Here is a 17,454-nt window from a genome sequence, read left to right as displayed (position 1 = left end):
GAGCCCCGGAAAGTCGTCGAAATGAACCAAACACACACTACTTAGCCAAAAGTAACGCAATAAGGAAATAAGCTTAAGTTTTATTGTTTATTCCTATGGCTTTTTTGGGCAAATTAGACTTGTGAGCGGCTGAAATACATAACCAACGGTTGTTTTGACCATGTCTGGAGAGTGGGATAAAACAAAAAAGTTTTTTATTGGCTCAGGACTGATACTCCTGATAGTCGGTTATGTCTTTTTGCTGTCCTATAAAAACGCTTTCAAACTCTTGGATCTCGAAAGATCAATCAACCATTCTTACCAATATGTAAGCCAACTGCATGAAGCGTTGACCACCATGAAGGCGGCCGAAGCCGGTGCTGAGAGTTACGTGATTACAGGCGACAACGACTATCTGCAGTCGTTCCAAACGGCACAGACAGGCTTCTTACGCTTCATAACCGAATTAAAAATAGCCAATGCCTCATTTCCGGAAAGACAGTCCTGGTTGGCAAAGCTGGAAAATTTGTCCAAGAATAGGTTTGACCGCATTCAGCAGATAATCAACACCAGGCAAAATAAAGGTTTTGACGCAGCACGCGAAGCACTAGTTATCGACGGAGCCAACAAAGGCTTTGATCAATTACGTTCGGTGGCAGCTGCGCACGAAACAGAAGTAATCGCGCATTTAAATGGACAGGTCGATCAATCCGTACTGGATTCCAAAAATGCCGCCAATGTTTTTCTTTTGCTTGATGCCGTAATTTTGCTTTTGTTCTTTATCCTGATGCGTAGGCTTTATCAACACATCACAGAACTGGATCGCTCCGAACGTGAATTACAAGCCAAAGGACGCCTATTAAATCTCGTTCTCGACAGTATTTCCGAAGGACTTATGGTCTGCGACGAATCAAAGAATCTAGTAATGTTCAATCCGGCTGCCGAACGTATTGTCGGCTTCGGCACTTGCGAGTTAATGCCTGAAGAATGGCCCAGGCATTATGGATTTTACTTGTCCGATCAAAAAACACCATTTCCTGCAGATAGATTTCCACTCTCCCTTGCTGCCGGCGGACAGGAAGTTAATGATGTGGAAATGTTCATTCGCAACGGTCGCAGGCCATTCGGTGTATTTGTCTCAGTAAATGCCCGCCCGCTAATTGATAAAACAGGAAGCATTAGAGGTGGTGTCATGGTTTGTCGTGACATATCCGAACGCAAACGCCTGCAAGAACAAGCCAATCATTTGCATGTCTTACAAGAGCGTGAAGACTTTATGGCTGCCCTCACTCACGATTTAAAAAATCCGCTTGTCGGAGCAGATCGTGTTCTCGATATTCTAATCGGCGGCAAACTAGGTGATCTCGACGAGAACCAAAAAGAAGTTCTCTTGCAATTGAAACAAAGCAATGAGGATCTCATTGATTTGATAAGAAACCTGATTGACATTTACCGCCTGGAAAGAGACATACGCAGTTTGCAACTCAGCGACTGCAATTTGACTAAGCTTTGTTCCGACGCTGTCACTGAAATTGAAATTCTTGCCAGAAGCCGCAACATCGAATTGATGTTTGATCGTCCGCGCACACCAGTATTTGGACAAGCTGATTACATGTCCATCAAACGTCTGATGCAGAATTTGTTGAACAACGCTTTGAAGTTCACACCATCCGATGGCTTCATCAAAGTTGCTTTAGAAGTCGATTACGAACAGGTAATTATCTCGGTGCAGGACTCCGGTCCGGGCATTCCTGAAGAGGAAATTGATAGATTGTTTGAAAGATTCTGGCAAGGCTTGCCCGGCAAGAAATATGCACCCGGCTCAGGTCTCGGGCTGCATCTCTGCCGAGAGATTACAGAAGCGCATCACGGCACAATTGCCTGCCGCAGCCAAGTCGGGCAAGGCACAACATTTACTGTCTATTTACCGGTGCACCAGCCGGCAACTGTACCGGCATAAATGCAGGCAAAAAGTAAGGGCGCACATAATGCGCCCCTACAAAGTTACCTATTTCAGAAAAGCAGTTACTTAAGTAGACGCTTTTCGACAGCGGACCAATCAACGTTGCTCAAGAAGGCTTCGATGTATTTTGGTCTGTCAGCCGGTTTGTAATCACGGAACCAAGCATGCTCCCAGACATCCATTACGAGCAATGGATTAAATCCGGCGATATTGCCTTCCTCATGGAGTGTAATCCAGTGGTTGGACAATGTCTTGGTGAATGGGTCTTGGAAAAGAATTGCCCAGCCCACACCGCGCATAGCACCAACTTTGCAGAAGTCGTTTTTCCAAACGTCGATGCTGGAGTAGGTTTCGGTAATTATTTTGCCCAAAGCGGAAGACTCTTTGAACATATCCGAGCCATTCGGCTTCAGGTTTTCAAAGTAGTACTCATGCAAGCGCATGCCGTTGTACTCGAAGCCATAACGACGCTTCAATTCAGCGTACTCAGGTGAGCCGCTCTTGCCTGCTTCTGTAATCTCAATGACTTTCTCATTGAGGATATTGGTGTTTTTAACGTAGCCGGAATATAGACCCAAGTGGATTTCCAATGTCTCATCGGAAATACCATTCAGTCCCTTAAGGCGGGAAAAGTCCATCTCTTTGTACGGTTTATATGAAATTTTCTGCTGTAGCATTCTCATCTCCTGATTAGGATAAAACGACGGGTCTACTTAAGAGGTAATTCATACCACATCTGAATTTCCAAGCAGGTGTGGATAAAGCCAAGGATAAGAAACTTGTCCTCCAAAAGGAAAGCCAGGTTATTTAAAACCTGGCAACAGTTTGCTGGAAATGCCCAGCGGGATTCCTTTTATTTATTGCCCTTGTTAGTAAGAGCCACCTAGATCAAGTTGTACTAAGTCATAGATTTTCTCGATAGAGAAACCTCCATTGAATCTATAAACCCGATCAATTACTTCTTACCCTTGTTATCAAGAAGCATAACACTTGGAGTTGCAAGTGGCTAAATTTGCAATATCAGTTAACGATTTAGCCTATCCATGCTAAGCTAATACCGTTGGAGACTATGAGTTGCCGACGCCTATTGGCGTTTCAGCGACGCGGTATCTGCGTATTCGCGTATTTAAGCAGACGAGCAAACTAGCAAAGTACATATGAATCCAGTTTCTGGAAAAAAGTTTTCTCTTACCCTTGAAGCCTTACAGGAATCTTCAAGCGAGCCTGTCTATCGCCGCGGCATTCAATATTACCGGCGCAAGAAGGTCCTGAAGTACGAAGAGGCTAACGGCGGTGGGCTTATCGAAGCCCTGGTCATTGGCTCAGAGTCCCAGCCTTACAAAGTTAAGGTAACTATCGACTCGGAAATTAAATTCAAAGCTGAGTGCAGCTGCCCTTATTTTGAGGAAGTTTGCAAACATTCAGTGGCCGTAATTTTGACCCACATTGCCCGCAACCATCCAGGCATTAGATTTGACAGCAGTGAGGTCGACCGTCCGCGGGAAGCGCCGCAAGAAATTTTCCCGAAAGCCAAAGACTTTTTGGATGATCCAAAATCCGGGCTGGAAGTTAAAGAGCCTGGCGATTTAACCTTGGGTATTCTGGTAATTGAAAAACCGCTGGCTCTTATCTTGGGCATGATTCCCGATGAGCCACACGGCAAAGTCAACATCTTAAGACTCTCACCCGACAATCTTCAGCAGTTAAAACCAGGCTCGCGCAGCTATCGCTTGGCTGAGTATTTGGTATCACTACCATCTGTCGCTAAGTCAGGACTTGCCGGTGGTCACCGCATCCCGCGCAACGATGAAGGGCAAGTGCTCTATCACGCAAGTCTTTGCACCAACCTTATAAATACAGGCACCGACAAGCCAATTACTTTTGCGGCATCACCTGTTAAGCCGCGTGTAGTTATTTCAGAAACTGAAAACGGTGAACTGTGCATTCAACTCGTGGCGTTGAAACACAACAAACCGATTGAGGATTCCATATTTTTCCTTGGACAGCCGTCCTGGGTATTGGCAGACAACACCTTTTACACCATTGACTTAAGTCCTTTGCATAGGCTCTTTCAATTCTTTGATTCGCACGGCAAGATGACCGTCAAATTAGAGGTCGTGCCAAAGTTCCTCGCTGTGGACCTGCCGATTTTGGTCAAGCGCATGGATGTCAGCCTTGATGAAACCAGCGCTCCTTTCCCTGTTGCTATTACCGAACCGCCACAAGTAGTCATTCGTCTAGCCGAGAAAAACGGCAACGGTGGCACTACAAGCGCCAACCCCAACCTGGAACTCGCCCTAGGCTTCCGCTACGGCAATCTTGTGTTACCTTCTCGTGATGAAACAAGTGCTGTTGAGTCTGAACTTTATACAAGAACAATTTCGGACGCCGGACAAAGCGTCTGGGTAAAACGTCTTTGGGAACAAGAAAGTCAAGTCAGACGCTTTTTGTCCAACTTACAGCCTACAAGAACCGTTGCAGATCGATTCTTCTTCCTGGACGATCAGGCTCTCGATGTTGTCTATTATCTTTCCTCAGAGCAATGTGCCGGCTGGGAAATTGTCGGCATGGACAATTTGAAGCACTATCGAGTGCGCAAAGAGCCGGTCAAGCTAAAAGCCGGCGTATCGCTCAAGAAAGACAATTACAAATTTGACTTCGACTTGTCGGCGCATTCGAACGGCAATAAGTTGCCATTCCCACAGATTATCGAAGCGCTCTTTCGCAACCGTACTTATTTAAAAATCGATGACAGCGAATATGTACGTCTGCCGGTCAATAACTTATTGAGTCTGCTCAAAGCAATCGGACAGAGCAAAGATATGTCGCGTCCGCTCTATCAAGCATTGCCTGTGTACGCAGCTTTAGAAGCTCATGAAGTTGACATTAATGCCGACGAAGGCTTCCAGCAATTCCTCGATAGACTTCTCAATTTCAAGAAGCTCGAACAATTGGATGTACACAAAGATTTCCGCGGCAAGTTGCGTGATTATCAAAAAGAGGGCTACAGCTGGCTAACCTTCTTGCGTGAATATGGTCTGGGTGGCATTCTTGCTGACGACATGGGTCTTGGTAAAACAATTCAAGCTCTCACCCTCTTGTTGGAACATCACAAAAAGGGCAAGCACATGTCATCGTTGGTTGTTGCTCCAACATCCGTTGTCTACAATTGGCTGGCCGAGGCTGAGCGCTTTACACCAACTCTTTCAACAGCGTTATTCTTGGGCAGAGACAGAAATGAGCTGTTGACCAAACTAACAAAAGTAAGCAGCAGCAAGCCTGACGTTGTATTTACAACCTACGGTATCATTCGTCGCGACTATGAAGCATTGAAGAACATTCAATTCGACTATCTCATTCTTGACGAAGCACAAAACATCAAAAACCCGGAATCAGTAGGCGCTATCGCCTCCAAGAGCTTAAACGCGCTGCACAGGCTGGCACTCTCCGGTACACCGGTAGAAAACCGCCTAAAAGAACTCTGGTCCATATTTGATTTCTTAATGCCGGACTTCCTGGGTAATCACAAAGATTTCAATGAAACATTCGAGCGCCCGATTGAAGCAGGCATTGATGGTGCCGGTCAGAAATTGCGCCGCATTGTTCATCCATTTATTTTGCGCCGCTTGAAGAGCCAGGTGGAAAAAGAACTACCACCACGTACAGACATCGTCACGCTCTGTGAAATGGACGACGAACAACGCTCACTCTATCTCAATGTCCTTGACGAGTGCCGTCAAAAAGTCTTCGGCGAAATTGCCGCTCGTGGTATTGCCCGCTCGCAGATATCGGTTTTGGCAGCCTTATTGCGCTTGAGACAAGTCTGTTGTGATCCACGTCTATTAAAGAACCGCGACAAAGAAGAAAAGCTGCCTGACTCTTCCAAGCTCGAAGCACTCATGGAAATGCTGGAAGACATTATCGAAGGCGGACACAAGACGCTCATCTTCAGCCAATTCGTTGAAATGCTTACGCTTATCCGTCCCGAGCTGGAAAAAGCCGGCTACGCTTACGAATATATTGACGGTCAGACTCCTGCCAAAGAACGTCTTGATCGTGTCAACCACTTCAACAGCAATCCGGATATTCCGATATTCTTGATCAGCTTGAAAGCAGGCGGCACAGGTCTTAACTTAACAGGCGCCGATTACGTCATTCACTATGATCCATGGTGGAACCCGGCTGTCGAAAACCAAGCAACAGATAGAGCCCACCGTATCGGTCAAACCAAGCACGTCTTTAATTACAAACTCATTACAAGAGGCACTGTAGAAGAGAAAATAATTGCCTTGCAGAAGAAAAAGAAAGAACTTGCCGACTTAGTTATCGGCGGCGACGAAGGCGTTGCCAAAGAACTGACCAAAGAAGATTTGGAATTCCTCTTTTCCTTCTAAACCGCAAGGAAACTCAAGTTGCCCACTACACAAACGTACAGTGAATTCGACGAAAATCGCATCATCGGCGAATTACTCGTTGCTCGTGGCATGGTCACAGCCGACGAAGTAACAGCAGCGTTATACATTCAAGCTGAAAAACCGCATTTGAGAATAGGTGAAATTCTCCTATCAATGGGACTTATCACCATTGAGCAACTAGACAAAATCCTGCGCGAGCACCTATCGCATCAATTCATCGGTTCACTTTTACTAAGCAATGACTTCATCAGCCAAGAGCAGTTATCCAAAGCCATGTCCGTGCAAGAAAAGACTAGGCGTCGTCTTGGTGAAATCCTTGTTGAACTTGGCTACGTAACAGAATTTCAATTAAGCCAATTGTTGACCAAACAAAGGCTGTTGCGCCATCAAGGCACTGACAAGGCGCCTGCGCTTGAACGCTTCAACAAGCGAACCAAATTGGTCGCCACAGTTGGCCCATCCTGCGCCAACGATGAAATGATCAAGTCCATGATGCTAGCAGGTGTAAACATCTTCCGCCTCAATTTCTCTCACGGTGAACATGCCGGTCACGAAGAAAACATCAAGCGAATTAGAAAAATTGCCAAAGAACTTAGCTTAAACATAGGCATTCTGCAAGATATTCAAGGTCCAAAAATCCGCATAGGCGAAGTTATAGGCGGTGAAGTGCAACTTGTAGCAGGCAACATTTTTAAACTACAGACAGCACCTGTTGTTGCCACCGAAAAGCTTGCTAGCGTAAGCTACGAAAGACTACTCGAAGATATTAAGCCGGGCGCAGTTATTCTAATCGACGATGGACGTATGGAACTCGTTGTTGAGGAAATTACCAAAGAAGCGCTTGTCACGAAAGTGAAAGTCGGCGGTCCACTAAAACCACGCAAAGGTGTCAATTTTCCCGGTTCTCTGCTCAACATCTCTGTGCTGACTGAGAAGGATAAGGCTGATCTTTCATTTGGAGCTAAACACGAAGTCGATTGGGTAGCCGCTTCCTTTGTGCAAACAGCCAATGACGTAACTGAAGTGAAGGCTTACCTCAAAGAGGCAGGCAGCCAGACTCCGGTCATCGCCAAAATCGAAAGGCGCGAAGCAGTCAACTCATTGCAAGAGATATTAGCGGTAGCCGATGGCGTCATGGTCGCTCGTGGCGATCTTGGTGTTGAATGTCCTTCAGAAGACGTGCCGCTTATCCAGAAGCAAATCATTCGTCAAGCCAATATCGCTGGTCGTCCAGTCATAACTGCAACCCAAATGCTTGATTCCATGGTCAGTGCACCCCGCCCAACTCGCGCGGAAGCCTCTGACGTCGCCAACGCAATTTTTGACGGCACCGATGCTGTAATGCTTTCCAACGAATCGGCCTCAGGTCAGTATCCCCTGGAAGCCGTTGAGACAATGATCCGCATTATTGAAAAGGTAGAAACATCAGAACAACTACCAGCTCATAGAGACATCGACGGCTCAAGACAAATACTTGAATCTATTACCGTTGCCGCCACGCACTTAGCTTCTGAACTCAATGCAGCAGCAATAATCGTCCCTTCTTACAGTGGTAGTACCGCTCGATTAATTAGCAAATTCCGTCCGCGTTCACCAATCATTGCCACAGCCTCACGAGCTTCCATTTGCCGACAAATGGCACTTCTCTGGGGTGTTTATCCGCTGCACATCAAATCAGCAACTGATGACGAAAACATGCCCCGCTCAGCAATACCAACAGCAATCGCTGCCAACCTAATTGCCTCAGGCGATTTGATAGTAATTATGGACGCTGTGGCCGGCGTAAGCGGCCGCGCCCGTGGCGTCCGTGTAGAAATAGCTAATGGAAAAGACTAACGTTTAGACTTTCCCCATGTATTTGGGATCAGTTGCAACCAAATATAGCCATGCCGCAAAGTCACGACGTGAGACAGTTGAATTGTCAGCCTTTTTGGTGTCCTTCTTTATGCTTCTATGTCGGCCCATTACAGCCAAATCACTCCAAGTAAGCGACTCATCGTCGTTACTCTTTATGATGCTATCAAGGATTTGGTCGTGTCCTTGAAGCTTGAGGACACGCGCTAAAGCAGATCTAGCATCACTGCGACTAATTGTCTGTTGCGGATCGAAAAGGAGATTATCACTAGCTGACGGCAACGCACCTATTGCGGAGAGGAATTGAATCGCGGCAAAGTCGGGATCTGTTGTTGAAATGTCTTTGTACCAATAAATTGGAATTCTTTGTTCGACCAGTGACTTTTGAATTTGTCTCAAATGCTTCAGCTGAGTACGTGTCTTATCTGTGCGAATGCCATTTTTTGCACAATAGGCCGCAATAACACCGGCGGCTTCGCCGATGCCCCACTCGACAGGATGCAGCCTGTAAGCGCCATTGCTTACATGTGTTGTACCGATATTTTTAGCAGCTGGAATTATATTTGAAGAGCGTTGGGTGATAAGTGAACCCAAGGGGATTTGGAATGGTCGAGCAAATTGTCCTGCACCAGGCACTTCCTGGCGACCATGAATATCAATAGGGTAAAGTCCAATGCCAACAGAGTCATTGAAAAGCTTTGCTCGTGCTGTCTTATTGGTTGCACTAGCAATGTCTTGCTCAATCACCGTTGTGTGGGCAACTATTCTTCTTCCCTCGCGAATGTAGGGGTATTTGGAAAGTCCATCTTCCGTTGCCATAATATCTTTGCGCAACTGCATTTCAGGATAGCCTTTGCCACCGTCATCGCGCGGCGCTTCGGTTTGCAGCCAGTATAAGAACCCTAAGCTCAATTGTTTCGCTTCAGCAAGTCGTTCGGCAACGGTTATTGCAGGCTTATCAATGATGTTCTTACCACGCAGATCATTGCTCGACCAATTAATCATAGCTATGTCTTTGCCGAATGAACCATTGGCGAACATCTTGTAGTCGATAAGACGCCTATAAGTCCAGAAAGGCGCATTTTCACCAGGCTTGCGATCACGTTTGCAAAAGTCAGCGCCTGTAAACATTTTGTAGCCTTCAAGTGAATATTTTCCCTGATCACGGAATTGTTCATAGCCTGAAGGCTTTTCAATAGTGTGATTTTCGCCAGGACAAAATTCAACAACAAACGGAAATACGTAGTCTTGTACATTTTCCGCATCGGCATTTTCCGGAGCATGTGGTTCGGTGGTTTGCTTTCTGGACTCGGCACCACTGACATAGGGCACTTTAGCCATTGGCAGCAAATCACCACATTCAGTAGCATCAACGACTTGTTTTGGCTTCACTTTGACTGTCGTACCGACATCTAGATTTACAAGATTCACGACTAACACTTTCAGCGCTGAGCCGGATATGGAAATTGCTTTGTGTCGCTTAAGAATAGTCAGACTGCCATCAGATAAATACGGGACGAAAAGTTTTTCAATTTCTGCAACGGCCACTTTTGGTTCAAACGCCAACCAACTCACCCAACAATTTCCCGGATTGAAATACTCAATGCCCTTTGGAGTTGTGTCACCTGTCCAACTAATTGGCCGCTCTTGATCAATGCCCGCTTGGCTCAGATTGTAAGACTTTAGATAGTGAGACCGTATCGCTTTGCGTAGTTCTTGATAGTTGGAGCTAGCTCCCGATATATCTACCAAGTAATTTTCATCAAGGGCTGATACGCCTTGCGCAGTCATCTGTCCGCCAAGCCAGTCTGTTTCTTCCGTCAGACAAACTGTCATGCCGGCTTTTAACGCCTGGAGAGCTGCTGCCACTCCGCCAACGCCACCACCAACTACTAAAACATCACAACTTAGTTGCTTTAACGGCTTGCCTATCTTGAATTTTTTAACTGCTCTTTGAGGATCGTCTGCACGCACTTGCAAAACATCAACAAGCTCAAAGCTTTGGCCGTCTGCAGATTTTGACTCGCTATATGCTGACAAGGGTCCAAATCCCATGACATTGAGCGCTGCAACAAGCGCTATGACCTTATTCCCTCTAATCTTCATCGCCCAATATACTATACAATAAATGCCTTATGAAAACCGTTATCGTTATACCGGCGCGCTATGGCTCAACACGCTTTCCTGGAAAGCCTTTGAAATTAATCAAAGGTAAGAGTTTGCTTGAGCGCACTTGCGCAATCGCAAAAGCTGTTAAAAACGTTGAAGGTGTCTTTGTAGCCACCGACGATGAGCGCATTGCTGAACATGCCGAACAGATAGGCGCCACGCCTGTAATGACAGGCGAGTGCGAAAACGGCACGGAAAGAGTCTGGCAAGCAATTCAAAATATCGGTTACAAACCGGATGCGGTAATTAATCTGCAAGGTGATGCCGTACTTACACCGCCATGGATTATTCAAGCAATTGTCGATGCAATGGACTCTGATCCTGCAGTGCAATTAGCAACGCCTGCGACGCAACTTACGTGGGAGCAGTATGAAAAACTGGCAGCCAGCAAATCAAATGGTGTTGCCGGTGGCACAACAGTCACATTCGACAAAAACAACAATGCACTTTATTTCTCCAAAGCACTGATACCGTTTCTGCGTGACAAGAAACAAGACATGCCTCCCGTTTTTCGTCACATTGGCTTGTACGGCTATCGCTATGAATGTTTGAAAAACTATCTGCAACTTCAACCGACTCCTTTGGAGCAAAGCGAAAAGCTCGAGCAGTTGCGCGCTCTGGAAAACGGCATTCCAATTAAGGTAGTCTTGGTCGATTACAAAGGGCGCAGTCACTGGGCAATCGACAGCCCTGATGATGTCACAATTGCCGAATCAATAATTGAAAAAGAAGGGGAGCTTGTCTGATGCGCCTCATTCTTGCACGCCATGGCAATACCTTCGCGCCAGGAGACAAAGTCGTCTGGGCCGGCTCCAGCAATGATTTAACACTTGTAGAAACAGGATTGAAGCAAGCTCATAATGCAGCAGAATATTTGCTTGCAGAAAACATCAAACCTACGGCAATTTATTGCAGTCCGCTGCAGCGCACTAAGAAATTTGCAGAGATTGTAATTGAGAGACTAGCACTTAACTATCAACCTATCATTGATGCACGTTTGAATGAAATAGATTACGGCGAGTGGACTGGACTTTCGGATCAGGAAATCATTGAGCGCTTTGGCGAAAACGAGCTTAAAAAGTGGAGCGAGCTAAGTCAATGGCCGCAAAAAGGCTCTTGGGGTGGAAGCGAAGCTGCCGTACTTGCCGATATCAAATCCTTTGTCGATGAGATACAAAGAAAGCACTCACCAAGTGACACCATAATGGCTGTAAGCAGCAATGGTCGCCTGCGCTATTTCCTGACGCTGATGAACGGCGAATTTGAAAGTCGTCGTCAAGCAAAAAAAGTGAAAGTCAAAACAGGACATCTCTGCGAACTGCTCCTGGATAACGGCTCCTGCACACTCAATTATTGGGACAAAAACCCAGGTGCCAAATGAATAATATCCCCAACGAAATTGCCTTTAAAGCCAGCCAAATAAAACTTCTCGTCATGGATGTCGATGGCGTTTTGACCAATGGTGTCCTTTCGTATGTACCGGCTCCAGATGGCACAATGGCTGAGTTTAAGGGCTTTCACTCCCATGATGGACTGGGCATTTTACTTCTCCATCAATATGGACTACAAACCGGCTTAATAAGCGCCCGCACGTCTCCAGCTGTAGAGGAAAGAGCAACTCTCCTGGGCATGAAATACATCTATCAAGGGCACCTGGATAAGATGGCTTCCTTCAAGGAAATCATGGCAAAGGCGGGCGTTACGGAGTCCCAGACGGCATTCATCGGGGACGATCTTATAGATTACCCACAGATGAAGGTATCCGGGCTATCCATAGCCACGGCAAATGCTCGACCAGAGATTAAATCGGCATCCGATTATGTGACCAATACCGACGGCGGACAGGGTGCCGTTCGCGAAGTAGCCGAGCTAATCTTAAAAGCACAAGGGCACTGGGGCGCCATTCTAGCCAAATACGGCTTAGAGCCGGCAATTTAATGCAATAAAACTGATTGAAACAAGCCATGGCAGAGAGTTTTATCTATGCCTGGGTATAAAGTCAGTGCAGTAAATTTTGGAATCCTTGGGAGGGCAACCGTGTCACGAATGGATCGTCGCGATAAGTTGGCTCTAGATGAGTCTTATCGCTATTACCGTCTTCTTGATCAACATATAGAAAATCCGGATCTTTACCGACTAGCCCACTGTCTAAAAGTAGTTAATGCGGCTCTGTCAATTTCCGACAACGGCCACTTCAAGCTCACCAGGCAGCTCTGGCGACGCATCCAGCAAGCCATGTTCGACAAAATGATTACTAGCTTCCCGGGTCATCTAGTCGTGATGAGCTCGGAAGGCGAGAATGTACCACCTCAAACAAAATTTCCCGAGGAAGGCATCGTGGAGTTTTATCCCGAACGCTGCCGCCGGGCGGACGACATTTTCCGTATGGAAATTAAGCACCTTTATCCAGCCACGGTGGAGAATATTAGCCGCGCTTGGGTTAATAAGGGAGCCAGCCTCACACCGGATGACTTTCCACCTGTTGAATGCACCGACACCGCTTGTCCTATGAAACCAATGATCCTGGGACAAGAAGTATTGGATGAGGAATCCGCTAAAGGTCGTGAAAAAGCTTACGGAGAGTGGTGGGACTTGTACTGGCAAGCATATTGCACCAAAGATAAGCACATGCGCACGACACTATTCAAAACCATGGATCAGTTAGAGGCGGTCTGGGGTAATTTGTATTATTGAACAACGGGCGCATATTTTTAATAACGCTCCGGCTTCGTTTCACTCCGCCTTTGCTCGCCATCCGGCAACTGACGTTCGCTTCGCGGCGACCGCTTCATCAGCGCTCTTGCTACGCTGCTAGCAATGATTCTTGATTGCTATACTGAAATTATGGACGAAATGTTAGTTGGGAAATATCCAGGTCGCTGGTGGAGACCAGTTGAGGACGGCGCGCGTATAAAATGTAATCTTTGTCCCCGTCAGTGTGTGATGAAAGACGGTGACAGGGGTTTTTGCTTCGTGCGACAGAATGTCGGCGGCGAGATGATATTAACTACTTACGGCATGAGCACTGGGTTTTGCGTGGACCCCGTGGAGAAGAAACCACTGAATCACTTTCTACCAGGTACGAGCGTACTTTCATTTGGCACAGCCGGATGCAACTTGGGATGCCGCTTTTGCCAGAATTGGTCAATCAGTAAATCACGTGAGATCGCAGCACTATCCGAGAAGGCCACACCTGATGAAATTGCAGAAGCAGCACTAAAACTGGGTTGTAAGTCAGTTGCGTTTACTTATAACGATCCCGTTCTTTGGGCTGAATACGCAATTGACACAGCCAAAGCCTGCCACGAGCGAGGACTGAAGACTATCGCGGTCACCGCTGGTTACATTACACCTGAGGCACGCCCGGAATTCTATTCGGTAATGGACGCAGCCAATGTGGACTTGAAAGCTTTTACTGAACTCTTCTATCAACACCTATGCTTGGCTCATCTTGAACCTGTCCTAGACACACTCAAATGGTTGAAAAAAGAAACTAACGTTTGGTTCGAATTAACAAATCTCGTTATACCGGAAGAAAACGATTCAGCAGACGAAATTGCTCGCATGTGCGACTGGATTTTGAAAAATCTAGGCGATGACGTGCCAATACATTTCACCGCCTATCACCCGGATTTCAAATTGAACCGGCCGCCTACACCGCATGCCACTCTTATTCGCGCGCGCAACCAAGCAATAGAGGCCGGTATAAAGTTTGCCTACGTCGGCAATGTCTACGATGTTGAAAGAGAAAGTACCTACTGTCCGAAATGCCATGAGTGTCTGATAGAACGCGACTGGTTCCAGCTAGGCGTTTATCGGCTTAAGGGAAACAAGTGCAGTTTTTGCAAAGAGCCTATTCCGGGACTATTTGAGAAAAACAAAGGAAACTGGGGCAGACAAAGGCTTCCGGTGGTTATCGACCACGCAGACGTCCACCCAGGATTGCCTGGGCGTTTACAGTGCGGCGGGCCGTAAATCAACTATAGGGTATATGATTGATACGTAGGCGGCTAATGTATCAAGGGGAATATTCTATGCCGAATATGAAAGCCGTAAAGACTAGTCTGCTGAGCGCCTTGGCTCTGACAGTTGTTGGAATATCTGGACTTGCTGCATATGCTCAGCCGGCCAATAGTCCAATTCCTATGCCTCCGGCAAAACCCAAAGTGGATCAATTAGGCACGATGGAACAACTTCCACAAGGGGATCAAACCATTCTCTTTTTGATGCTCTTCCTGCAAGTTGGTTTTTCCATATTCGTTGCCGTAGCACTAGCCAGCCACTTGAGCATGCCACCCAGACATAAGAGCTAAAAGTCTGTGGTTGAACGCGTACTTTGCTTCATTTTAGGACTTGTGTACATAGGCGGCGGCGCTTTCTTTGTGCGTAGCTCAATTGCTGCCCGCAATTTTTTGATTGCTGTTTTCATTGGCATTTTCGGAATAGGCATAGGTCTATTCTTATGCTACGCAGCATTCATACCACCTAGTTAGCTCGCACATAAAGCACTTCCTTCAAGTCCACAAGCTTTTCCAAGTCTGCGACTGCGATCACGCCGGTGACTACCAAGGCGTGTTTGTTTAATTGAGCATTTTGCAGTCCAAGTTTCGTAAGTGCACTCACAATGCTTTCATTAGCCTTAGCTACAAGGATACGCACACTCAACTTGCCGTCGCGAATTTCAATTCCTGCAGCTTTGCCGTTGATTGTTCCTCGGCTATAAGCAGCCAGAACCGCAATTAGAGACTTATCGAGCTTCGATAGATCTTTGAATTTCATGGATGTCGACTCTTTCTCGCGAACTGCAGGCTTCGGCGAAGCCGCATCTAGACAGAGTTCGGCACGAGATTTATACAAACCTACATGACCCATCGGTAGACAACTTTGAGCAGCCATCGGAGGTGGTGGCACACAACCACCAGATCCATACATCGTCGGCGCAAAGTTAAAGCGGGCTTTACGAGCACAACCCACATTAGGATCGGACTCACCAAAAACTCCCTCATAGGATACGCCATCCGGCATTTCCACAGGCACCGTAACTGTCTTCGGCACACCACCTTCGACAACACGCTTCTCTTCCACAGCCACAAATGATGTGTATTGAGTCATGATGTGATGGGCAAGCGCGGTAGCAACAATTTCCTTCTTCAATTCCTCTTTTACAGAGCCTTGCTGTGCGCCGAACCAATCTTCCGACATCAATTGATCAACTTTTGCGCGAGCCCAAATAGAACCCATGACAGCGTTGTCTGTCTGCTTAACAGGAAGATTGACAGCTAGTTTTTCGGTATATGGCTTGCCGCCGTTATAACCGGAAATGGTTACTGTACCGGCACCGGCTCTGGTGTAACAGCCCTTGATGTACAAAGGCTTTTCCGCCCAAACATCCGATACCTGCTGCGGATAGACATCTTTGACGGATAGTCCGCCAAAATCAATCTTGACGTCAGTCAAAACAGGCGAAGCAATGCGTTCGTAGAATTTGTGACCGACTTCGGCTCCGGAACTGTTCAATAGAACATATTCAGACTCACCGCCACCTTCTTTGGCCATCATGTCAATGAGCATTCTGTTGACGCCATTGCCAGTGCCAAACGGAAACCAGCGTGATTTACCGCGCAATTTTTTGACCATGCCGATGATTTCAAAATCATTTCCAACATAACCATCAGTCATAAATGTAACTATGCGCAGACGATGCTCATCAGCTGGAATAGCACACGCCTTTTCAACAGCAGGCGCCATCCAGGTGCCTCCATTGGCGTTTAGTCCGGCAATAAATTTTCTTGCCTGAGCACGCATTGATGAATCAGCAACTTCCGGCTTATCGAAAAGCACAGTCTGTTGATTGTTGAATGCAATTACTTGAAACGTGTCATTTGCATTCATGTGATCGAGAATGTAGCTCATAGTCTCTTTTGCTTTTTCAAGCGGAGCCCCGGACTGTGAACCCGAGCAATCGATCAAAAAGATCATTTCCTTGGGCGCTACGGTCTCTGGAGTCACGCGCTTGGGTGGCAAAATCATCAAAGAGAAATAACCCTTATCGCCGGTTTTGTGCGTTAAATAACCACTCTTTAGCTTTTCGCCTGCTACTTGCCACGAGAGTACAAAATCTTTGTTAGGTATTGTTTCCTTATCCTTTAATGCCACCACTGCTTTCCGGTCACCATTTTTTGTAATGGTTACTTCGTGTAGTTTTGACTGCAAATCAAGAATTGGTACTCCAGCATCGATGTCTAGAGAAATGGAAATGTCATGCCCTGCACGTGTGCCCTTCGGTGTTACAGGCGGCGTTATGCGCGAGGCATCCGGTACCTTGTCCGTATCTGAAGCCCAGCCGGTTCCTTGATTGCCCAAAGCCTGTCCAGGAATGAATCGTGGACCAACTACCGTCGGAAAAACAAAACTGAAATTACCTGCTTCATATGGCAATAGATCAACATACGAAATGGTTATTTCAATAGTTTCGCCAGGCTTGATATTGGCTACTGATTGCGTGAATATATTTGTCCTTTCCTGATCCAACAATGACGCGGTGTGTCCTTGTGCTTTAGCACGCTCGTATATTTCCCTTGCCTCTTCGCGTTTTTTGATTTCCCCACGAATGATTCTATTGCCGACTTTCATGAGCATTTCGTCGACGGCGCCTGATTCCGACAGCGGGAAAGTATAGACGGCTTCAATTTTCTCTGGAAATGGATTTTGAAATTGCTGTATTACTTTTACTCTTGAAACAAAACCGGATATTTCCGCTTTAACATCCGTATGTTTAAGAGGGCACTTGCCCAAAGGTTTTCCACCTGGGCTAATTGCCGAAAGCGATCCGGAATCTTCTTTGCCAAATTGATTTAACAGACCGGGTGCCTGACGCACTGGCGACGCGGAACTGATTCTCTTGGTTGGACTTGCCACCGGTTTGGCATATGCAAACCAAGGCGCCGACAGGGTTAGCGCGATCATAGACGCAGCAAAACAAAGGGCTCCGTGAGCCCGTTTCCCTAATTTAAACATAAACTTGTAGCCCCCTAATGGCTTTTACTGCAACCAGATTACGCCTTCAGGTGGCCG

12 protein-coding genes are annotated in these 17,454 nt (G+C 46.6%); 9 read left to right on the top strand and 3 right to left on the bottom strand.

What is annotated here, in order from left to right; translation table 11 throughout:
* Window positions 1-160 precede the first annotated feature (160 nt).
* Window positions 161-1,939 (top strand): CHASE3 domain-containing protein, encoded by a 1,779-nt coding sequence (locus K2Y22_07570; protein MBX9878303.1) that lies wholly within the window; start codon window positions 161-163, stop codon window positions 1,937-1,939.
* A 65-nt stretch (window positions 1,940-2,004) separates the two neighbouring features.
* On the opposite strand, the gene K2Y22_07565 is transcribed toward K2Y22_07570, so the two are convergent.
* Window positions 2,005-2,619: a hypothetical protein gene (locus K2Y22_07565; GenBank protein ID MBX9878302.1), complete on the bottom strand. Its 615-nt coding sequence runs from the start codon at window positions 2,617-2,619 to the stop codon at window positions 2,005-2,007.
* A gap of 480 nt (window positions 2,620-3,099) precedes the next feature.
* On the opposite strand from K2Y22_07565, the gene K2Y22_07560 reads away from it, so the two are divergent.
* Both K2Y22_07560 and pyk read left to right on the top strand, forming a co-directional pair.
* Window positions 3,100-6,336: a DEAD/DEAH box helicase gene (locus tag K2Y22_07560; GenBank protein MBX9878301.1), complete on the top strand. Its 3,237-nt coding sequence runs from the start codon at window positions 3,100-3,102 to the stop codon at window positions 6,334-6,336.
* Between the two features lie 18 nt (window positions 6,337-6,354).
* Window positions 6,355-8,193: a pyruvate kinase gene (pyk, locus tag K2Y22_07555; GenBank protein ID MBX9878300.1), complete on the top strand. Its 1,839-nt coding sequence runs from the start codon at window positions 6,355-6,357 to the stop codon at window positions 8,191-8,193.
* 3 nt (window positions 8,194-8,196) lie between these two features.
* Here the strand turns inward: pyk and K2Y22_07550 are convergent, their stop codons facing one another.
* Entirely contained in the window at window positions 8,197-10,317 is a 2,121-nt protein-coding gene (locus K2Y22_07550) for an FAD-dependent oxidoreductase (protein ID MBX9878299.1), read from the bottom strand.
* A 29-nt stretch (window positions 10,318-10,346) separates the two neighbouring features.
* Between K2Y22_07550 and kdsB the strand changes: the two genes are divergently transcribed.
* From kdsB to K2Y22_07520, 6 genes are all read left to right on the top strand, one after another.
* Window positions 10,347-11,126, top strand: coding sequence for a 3-deoxy-manno-octulosonate cytidylyltransferase (gene kdsB / locus K2Y22_07545; protein MBX9878298.1), 780 nt, complete (start codon window positions 10,347-10,349; stop codon window positions 11,124-11,126).
* The gene (locus tag K2Y22_07540) at window positions 11,126-11,761 is read left to right on the top strand and encodes a histidine phosphatase family protein (protein ID MBX9878297.1); all 636 of its coding nucleotides are present in this window, start codon (window positions 11,126-11,128) and stop codon (window positions 11,759-11,761) included. Before kdsB ends, K2Y22_07540 begins: the two co-directional genes overlap by 1 nt.
* On the top strand, window positions 11,758-12,318 hold the full coding sequence (locus K2Y22_07535) for an HAD hydrolase family protein (protein MBX9878296.1): 561 nt from the start codon (window positions 11,758-11,760) through the stop codon (window positions 12,316-12,318). Before K2Y22_07540 ends, K2Y22_07535 begins: the two co-directional genes overlap by 4 nt.
* 99 nt (window positions 12,319-12,417) lie before the next feature.
* On the top strand, window positions 12,418-13,074 hold the full coding sequence (locus tag K2Y22_07530; protein ID MBX9878295.1) for a hypothetical protein: 657 nt from the start codon (window positions 12,418-12,420) through the stop codon (window positions 13,072-13,074).
* Window positions 13,075-13,233: 159 nt separating this feature from the next.
* Window positions 13,234-14,355: an AmmeMemoRadiSam system radical SAM enzyme gene (gene amrS, locus K2Y22_07525; GenBank protein MBX9878294.1), complete on the top strand. Its 1,122-nt coding sequence runs from the start codon at window positions 13,234-13,236 to the stop codon at window positions 14,353-14,355.
* Window positions 14,356-14,414: 59 nt separating this feature from the next.
* A complete protein-coding gene (locus K2Y22_07520) occupies window positions 14,415-14,693 on the top strand; it encodes a hypothetical protein (protein ID MBX9878293.1) in 279 nt (92 codons plus the stop codon).
* 172 nt (window positions 14,694-14,865) lie between these two features.
* Here K2Y22_07520 and K2Y22_07515 read toward each other — a convergent pair whose 3' ends face one another.
* Entirely contained in the window at window positions 14,866-17,397 is a 2,532-nt protein-coding gene (locus tag K2Y22_07515) for a VIT and VWA domain-containing protein (GenBank protein ID MBX9878292.1), read from the bottom strand.
* Window positions 17,398-17,454: the final 57 nt, after the last annotated feature.

This window comes from Candidatus Obscuribacterales bacterium (genome assembly GCA_019744775.1).
Classification (GTDB): Bacteria; Cyanobacteriota; Vampirovibrionia; order Obscuribacterales; family Obscuribacteraceae; genus SBAT01.
Note: the sequence above shows the minus strand (reverse complement) of the source record. Positions and strands in the feature narration are given on the sequence as shown.

What these genes read in the sequence shown, in the direction of transcription:
- K2Y22_07570 (MBX9878303.1), top strand. Translation starts at nt 161, where the DNA reads ATGTCTGGAGAGTGGGATAAAACAAAAAAGTTTTTTATTGGCTCAGGA.
- K2Y22_07565 (MBX9878302.1), bottom strand. Translation starts at nt 2,619, where the DNA reads ATGCTACAGCAGAAAATTTCATATAAACCGTACAAAGAGATGGACTTT.
- K2Y22_07560 (MBX9878301.1), top strand. Translation starts at nt 3,100, where the DNA reads ATGAATCCAGTTTCTGGAAAAAAGTTTTCTCTTACCCTTGAAGCCTTA.
- K2Y22_07550 (MBX9878299.1), bottom strand. Translation starts at nt 10,317, where the DNA reads ATGAAGATTAGAGGGAATAAGGTCATAGCGCTTGTTGCAGCGCTCAAT.
- kdsB (MBX9878298.1), top strand. Translation starts at nt 10,347, where the DNA reads ATGAAAACCGTTATCGTTATACCGGCGCGCTATGGCTCAACACGCTTT.
- K2Y22_07540 (MBX9878297.1), top strand. Translation starts at nt 11,126, where the DNA reads ATGCGCCTCATTCTTGCACGCCATGGCAATACCTTCGCGCCAGGAGAC.
- K2Y22_07535 (MBX9878296.1), top strand. Translation starts at nt 11,758, where the DNA reads ATGAATAATATCCCCAACGAAATTGCCTTTAAAGCCAGCCAAATAAAA.
- amrS (MBX9878294.1), top strand. Translation starts at nt 13,234, where the DNA reads ATGTTAGTTGGGAAATATCCAGGTCGCTGGTGGAGACCAGTTGAGGAC.
- K2Y22_07520 (MBX9878293.1), top strand. Translation starts at nt 14,415, where the DNA reads ATGCCGAATATGAAAGCCGTAAAGACTAGTCTGCTGAGCGCCTTGGCT.
- K2Y22_07515 (MBX9878292.1), bottom strand. Translation starts at nt 17,397, where the DNA reads ATGTTTAAATTAGGGAAACGGGCTCACGGAGCCCTTTGTTTTGCTGCG.